This is a genomic window from Photorhabdus heterorhabditis (assembly GCF_018448905.1).
Lineage (GTDB): Bacteria > Pseudomonadota > Gammaproteobacteria > Enterobacterales > Enterobacteriaceae > Photorhabdus > Photorhabdus heterorhabditis.
The window spans coordinates 1-830 of record NZ_RCWA01000157.1 but is presented as its reverse complement, the minus strand read 5'-3'; the positions used below and the strand labels follow the sequence as shown (position 1 = coordinate 830).

At 31.7% G+C, this 830-nt stretch carries 1 protein-coding gene and 1 pseudogene; both read left to right on the top strand.

Going from position 1 to position 830, the window contains the following annotated elements; translation table 11 throughout:
* Positions 1-114: pseudogene (locus EAE89_RS23055) on the top strand (IS5/IS1182 family transposase); the annotation flags it as partial.
* Positions 115-697: 583 nt separating this feature from the next.
* Positions 698-830, top strand: a 133-nt coding sequence (locus tag EAE89_RS23050) for an Rpn family recombination-promoting nuclease/putative transposase (protein ID WP_214086238.1), incomplete at its 3' end; no start/stop codon positions are given.

Below are 830 nucleotides of genomic sequence, written 5' to 3'. Positions count from 1 at the left end.
TTTTTGAAAGGTAATCGACGTATTGCAACACGCTATGAAAAAACAGCACGAAACTATCTGTCGATGGTGAAATTAGGCTGTATTCGACTCTTTTGCCGGAGATTATATAATTAAGGGACACTACCTAATATTGTCTTCGTATTTTCTTTTTGTTTATTTTATTTCAAGAACGATTTCAGGTCTTGCTCTGTCACACCTTTTTGATCCTCTTGATAAGAAAAAAACTCTTATTTTACTCAATATTATATTTCTTTCTATGATGAAAATTATGGTGATTTATGAGCATATTGACAGAAGTTAATAAGTATTTTCAGATTGATAAAGGAAAAATATAAATAACATTTCAAAATAATAGATCATCTGGATGGAATTCATCCCAATTTTTTCGATCTGAATATCCAAGATTAACGTAAATATAAGTAATCGATATTTTGATGAAATGGTTATTATTATGCGAATGTAAGTTAAAAACTTACTTAAATGAATCCGCCAATGACTTTTATTGAGTGGCTGTTGTAAATATAATATTTTCTCGTTTTTTCTTTTCTAGTATTTTATTCTTTAGGCTCTTCTATTAATGCATTCGGTAAAGATTTGCCTGAGGAAATCTGAAACAATGTTTTTTGTAACTTGGTAAAAATACTATACCTTGACAATGAGTAGTAATGACTACCTGATAAGACAGAGATAACAGATTGTGGCAAAGAAAGAAAAACGGCCTCACCATGACGCGTTATTCAAGCATTTTTTAACGCAGCCCGAAACGGCCAGGGAGTTTTTATCCCTTTATCTGCCCGAAGAGATCCAGTTGTTGTGTGATTTAGCCACAT